We start from the raw sequence: 279 nt of genomic DNA on the forward strand, positions 1-279 counted from the left end.
CCCGCCCCCCGCCGTCATCCGGTCCGGGACGGTGAGCGGGGCCCGCGCGTGCAGGCTGTTGAGCAGCCCGCCGACCAGACCGAGCACGTGCACCACCGAGGAGAGCAGCACCACCCGCTCGCCCTCGCCGGGGAACGCCGCCAGCCTTCGGTAGCAGTCGAGTTCGCGGATCAGGTCGCCCGCGGTGCGGGCGATCACCTTGGCCGGCCCGGTCGAGCCCGAGCTGAGCTGGACCAGCGCGTGGCCGGTCCCGGCGGGCCGGCCGGCGGGCAGCCGGAC

General features: G+C 77.1%; 1 pseudogene. It reads right to left on the bottom strand.

Annotation, left to right across the window (positions count from 1 at the left end):
- A pseudogene (locus ABD308_RS34935) lies at positions 1 to 279 on the bottom strand (long-chain fatty acid--CoA ligase); the annotation flags it as partial.

It is taken from the genome of Kitasatospora putterlickiae, assembly GCF_039527695.1.
Classification (GTDB): Bacteria; Actinomycetota; Actinomycetes; order Streptomycetales; family Streptomycetaceae; genus Kitasatospora; species Kitasatospora putterlickiae.